This window comes from Bacillus sp. JJ783 (genome assembly GCF_036963225.1).
GTDB lineage: Bacteria > Bacillota > Bacilli > Bacillales > Bacillaceae_G > Bacillus_A > Bacillus_A cereus_U.
Window position 1 is genome coordinate 64,133 of record NZ_JBALMG010000010.1, and the last position, 4,717, is coordinate 68,849.

Below are 4,717 nucleotides of genomic sequence, written 5' to 3' on the forward strand. Positions count from 1 at the left end.
GCTCTTTTTTATGCTTTATGTTGGGACAACATGTGTCGGTAAAATATTCATAATAGATTGTGTTGCGCCTGTTTTCTTTTCCGTTAAAAGAACTTCTCCTGTTTCATGCTCCTGAGCATCAGTGCACATACCGAGGTGATAACGATCACCTAAAAATGGATCAATATAAAAACCATTTTTGAATACTTTATCATTTGGATGTTTTTCATGGTGAATTTCAGAACAGTTAATGCAATAGAACATAGCTTTCATCTCCTTTTTATTTTTGTTAAAAAAAGTGGGTCGGTAGTCATTTCGCTCCTAAGGAAATGTTGAGGAGAAGAGAAATAACTACCTACCCAAATGGCGGGCATACTCCTTCTAGTTTTTCATATCTCGCGTATTGTCCCCGAGGGAAGGAGGAGAGACGAAGTACAGATGAGATAAGTTAGGCGCTTCTCTCAATAGGAGTGATAGAGTTTCATATTGAGGGAATTTTCTATTTTTCATTGCCTTTGTGAGTATATTATGAAGGAATGCTGAGAGGGTGTTTGTCCTGTTGAAAAAATGTTGAGAATTTCTCAACAGTGAAAAAGAGCCTTTCTTGACATGTAACCAAAAGGTGTTATATTGTTAATGTGAAACTAAAAGGTGTTATATTTTATTGCCGAATAAAGGAGATATAAAATGGAACAACAAAATACATTAAATGATATTAAACAAACAATCGTTTTTGACGCGCCTATTCAAAAAGTATGGAATGTAGTATCAACTGCAGAAGGAATTGCGTCATGGTTTATGCCAAATGATTTCGAATTAGAGGTAGGACATGAGTTTCATGTGCAATCACCTTTTGGACCATCACCATGTAAGGTGTTAGAGATTGATGAACCAAATCATTTATCTTTCTCATGGGATACGGATGGCTGGGTTGTTTCATTCATTTTGAAAGACTTAGGAGATAAAACAGAATTCACGTTAATTCACGGCGGCTGGAAACATCCTGATGAAATTCTTCCGAAAGCAAATGCGAAGAGCTCTATTATTCGCGATAGAATGAATGGTGGCTGGGTAGCGATTGTAAATGAAAAACTGAAAAAGGTTGTCGAAGGTTAAATGTCCTCGTCAGCAGCGAGATATGACGTATTTCAAGCAATTGCTGATCCAACCCGCCGAGAAGTGTTACGGTTATTAAGTGATAAAGAGTTACCGATTTCAAAAATAACGGATCATTTTTCGATGAGCCGTACTGCAGTTGTAAAGCATCTTCATATTCTTTCAGAAGCGAATTTAGTGAGTGGAAGAAAGAGCGGAAGAGAAAAGATATACCGTTTGCATCCAGAGCCGTTAGAAGAATTACAGCAGTGGCTCTCGTATTATGAACGATTTTGGGATAATAAATTGTCCATGCTGAAGCATATTGTGGAGAATGAAGAGTAGATTTTATGCAAAGAGGATGACCAAAATGGTCATCCTCTTTTTATTGTTCACTTGTTTGTTTAGCTGGCTTTAATAGGATCCAAGCGATAATTAATGTGAATACCGCTAATACGAACGTGCTCATATAAATGACGTGTACACTTGATGCTAATGCGGATTGTGACTCGGTTGCTACGTTTGCTGTAGCTCCTCCATGTCCGCCAGAAGAAACAAGATCAAGGTTTTTAATGCCACGTGCATGAATCATCGTATTGAAGATCGTTCCGAAGATTGCAGCGCCTAGTGTTTGACTAAATGTATTAATAAATGTGTTTAAACCAACTGCCGTTCCGCGCGTATGGGCCGGTACAGCTGCTTGAATTGTTACCATGTAAATTGGTGTAACAAGCCCCATTCCTAAGCCGAATAATCCGACTGCAACATAAATAAGGAATGATGGTGAATCTGTTGATAATGTAAATAATAAGAAAGTAGCAACTGATAAAATGCTAGCTCCAAGTAAAATAATTTGTTTCGTTTGTAACTTGCCAACTAAGTTACCGGAGAACATAGCACCGAATGTCCACATAACAGGAATCGGCATTAAAATGAGCCCAGCTTCTGTCGCATTTTTTCCTAAAACACCTTGGCTCCAAATTGGAAGGTACACTGTAATACTAATAATCATTGCGCCAGCAATAAGTGTTAGTATGTTTATTGTAGATAATGTACGGTTAGAGAAAAGTGCTAGCGGAATTAATGGTTCCGGAGATTTTTTCTCGATGTATAAGAAAATAATGAATGAAACAGCGGCAAAGATTAATAGGCCGATAATTGAAATGTCTCCCCAGTTTTGCTTACTGCTACCTGTTAATAATGCGTATAGCAGAGCGATTGTACTTAATGAGAAGACTGTCGCACCAAGATAGTCGATATGTTGCTTAGCGGCGGACTTAACAGATTCCTTATAAGAAGTGGCAAACATTAAGCAAGCGATAATTCCAAAAGGAACGTTTAAGAAGAAAATATAGCGCCAAGAAAGAGAATCAACTAAAAATCCACCTACTAACGGCCCAATAACACCAGATACACCCCAAACGGCACTCATCCAGCCTTGTGCTTTCGCGCGGTCTTTCGCTTCGCTATATAGGTCTCCAATAATCGTCATTGTGATCGGCATAACAGCCCCAGCCCCTATACCTTGAAGAGCACGGAAGAAGATTAATTGTTCCATTGATGTAACGACTCCGCAAAGTGCAGAACCGATTAAGAAGATTGTTGCTCCGATGAGCAGAACTTTTTTACGGCCGAATAAATCAGCTAGCTTTCCGTATATTGGAGTCGAAACAGCTGTTGCAAGCATATAGATTGCATATACCCAACTAACAAGTTCGACGCCTGACAAATCACTCGTTATACGAGGGATCGCTGTACTAACAATCGTTCCTTCTACCGCAGAAAGAAACGTCATTAGCATTAAAGACATCATGACTTTTTTTCTCATTTGTTTTCCCCTTACCCTTTTTCGAATATTCAACAATATAAAATATAAAGGTACTAAGGTATATAAAGCAACAAAAAAGCAATGGGAAGTTAGGAGGAAGGGATATTTTTGAAGAAACGGTCGATATATTTAAAGTATCGCCGATATAATTTCATGCGCCTATAAAAAAAGAAACAGGAGTCCCTGTTTCTTTTTTTAGTATTGCATTTTCGCATTTTGTCCTGCTGTTGTTCCGGCAATTCGACCAGTAACAAGGGCAGATGTAATGTTATAGCCGCCAGTATAACCGTGAATATCAAGAACTTCTCCGCAGAAGTATAAACCATTCGTGAATTTCGAAGCCATTTCTTTCGGGTTAATTTCTTTAACGGATACCCCTCCGCCAGTAACGAATGCTTTTTCAATTGACTGCGTACCATTTACATGGACGGTAAATTCTTTAAAGTCTTTCACAAGTGCGCGAATCTTCTCATGAGAAACTTGTCCAGCTTGTTCGCTACCGTCAATTTCATTTTTTTCTAATAAGAATAGGAAGTAACGTTCAGGAACATAGCCTTTTAAAACGTTTTTAATTCCTTTTTTCGGATCTTCTTTCATTTGTTTCAGCATGCGCTGGAACAGTTGCTCACTATTTTCTTCTGGCAATGCATCGATACTCATGTGCACTGTGTTCGTTTTAAACTTTTTCATCGCTTTCACAACGAATTGGCTACAGCGAAGAGCAGCAGGACCAGATAGGCCGAAGTGAGTGAAGAGCATGTCCATTTTATGAGAAATGATAACTTTTCCTTTCGGGTTTAATACACTTAAGTTTACATCTCGTAAAGCAAGACCTTGTAATGTGCGGTCACGAATAAACGATTCGTTTGAAAGAATTGGTACTTCTGTTGGGAAAAGTTCTGTAATTGTATGCCCAGCTTTTTCAGCCCAAGCGTATCCGTCTCCAGTAGAACCAGTTTGAGGAACAGATTTTCCCCCAACAGCGATAACGACGTGATTCGTTTCTAACACTTCACCTGTTTGCAGAATAACAGCCTTCGTTTGACCGTTTTCATATTCAATCGTTTCAACAGGCGTATTCGTACGTATTTTCACACCTAAGTCTTTTAATCGTGTTAACAGTGCATCTACAACAGATTGCGCTTTATTTGATACTGGGAACATGCGGCCATGATCCTCTTCTTTCAGTTTTACACCGAGATTTTCGAAGAATGTAATAATATCTTCATTACTGAAAATAGAAAAAGCACTGTATAAGAAGCGACCATTTCCAGGTATATGTTTAACGATTTCATCAAGTGGTAGACGGTTCGTTACGTTACAACGACCACCACCAGAAATCGCAAGTTTACGTCCTAGTTTATTTCCTTTATCAAGAAGTAAGACGCTTGCGCCTTCTTCAGCAGCACCGATTGCAGCCATTAGCCCTGAAGGACCGCCGCCGATGACAATAACATCATAATGCATAATATATCGACCTCATTTTCTACATTTCCTGCCTAAAAGAATAGCATGTTTTCCCTTAAAAGAAAAATAGAGTGAAGTACTGCTTAAGAGGAGAATTGTGGTACAATACAAAAGTTAGAGTTCAGCATTATCCTGCTATTTATGGGCAATAAGACTACTACCTTAAGATTTAGGAGAAGTAAAGAGGGAGTTAAAGCGGCCTGTAAATGCTCGAATGGTTAGTAGGAGGAGAGTCTCCCACTAATTAAAGTTTCACTTTATCCCGCATTAACGGGCAGTAAAACTCCCACCTCAAAATTCGGCTAGAGCCAGGAAGTAAGGTGGAAGATAAACTGCCCGTAAAAGCCC

Annotated in this window: 5 protein-coding genes; 2 read left to right on the forward strand and 3 right to left on the reverse strand. The window is 38.9% G+C overall.

Features of this window, described 5'->3' with window-relative positions; translation table 11 throughout:
- Positions 1-15 precede the first annotated feature (15 nt).
- The gene (locus V7038_RS02845; RefSeq protein WP_002112352.1) at positions 16-243 is read right to left on the reverse strand and encodes a DUF3973 domain-containing protein; all 228 of its coding nucleotides are present in this window, start codon (positions 241-243) and stop codon (positions 16-18) included.
- Between the two features lie 423 nt (positions 244-666).
- On the opposite strand from V7038_RS02845, the gene V7038_RS02850 reads away from it, so the two are divergent.
- The gene (locus tag V7038_RS02850) at positions 667-1,095 is read left to right on the forward strand and encodes an SRPBCC family protein (protein ID WP_002112351.1); all 429 of its coding nucleotides are present in this window, start codon (positions 667-669) and stop codon (positions 1,093-1,095) included.
- Positions 1,096-1,419 (forward strand): ArsR/SmtB family transcription factor, encoded by a 324-nt coding sequence (locus V7038_RS02855; RefSeq protein WP_002112350.1) that lies wholly within the window; start codon positions 1,096-1,098, stop codon positions 1,417-1,419.
- A gap of 40 nt (positions 1,420-1,459) precedes the next feature.
- Here the strand turns inward: V7038_RS02855 and V7038_RS02860 are convergent, their stop codons facing one another.
- Together V7038_RS02860 and V7038_RS02865 are read right to left on the reverse strand one after the other, a co-directional pair.
- Positions 1,460-2,902, reverse strand: a complete 1,443-nt coding sequence (locus V7038_RS02860) for an MDR family MFS transporter (RefSeq protein WP_002112346.1) — start codon at positions 2,900-2,902, stop codon at positions 1,460-1,462.
- Positions 2,903-3,097: 195 nt separating this feature from the next.
- Positions 3,098-4,369 (reverse strand): NAD(P)/FAD-dependent oxidoreductase, encoded by a 1,272-nt coding sequence (locus V7038_RS02865; protein WP_335469062.1) that lies wholly within the window; start codon positions 4,367-4,369, stop codon positions 3,098-3,100.
- Positions 4,370-4,717: the final 348 nt, after the last annotated feature.

Bases quoted from the DNA above. Each gene is read 5' to 3' on its own strand.
- V7038_RS02845 (WP_002112352.1), bottom strand. From the start codon at position 243: ATGTTCTATTGCATTAACTGTTCTGAAATTCACCATGAAAAACATCCA.
- V7038_RS02850 (WP_002112351.1), top strand. From the start codon at position 667: ATGGAACAACAAAATACATTAAATGATATTAAACAAACAATCGTTTTT.
- V7038_RS02860 (WP_002112346.1), bottom strand. From the start codon at position 2,902: ATGAGAAAAAAAGTCATGATGTCTTTAATGCTAATGACGTTTCTTTCT.
- V7038_RS02855 (WP_002112350.1), top strand. From the start codon at position 1,096: ATGTCCTCGTCAGCAGCGAGATATGACGTATTTCAAGCAATTGCTGAT.
- V7038_RS02865 (WP_335469062.1), bottom strand. From the start codon at position 4,369: ATGCATTATGATGTTATTGTCATCGGCGGCGGTCCTTCAGGGCTAATG.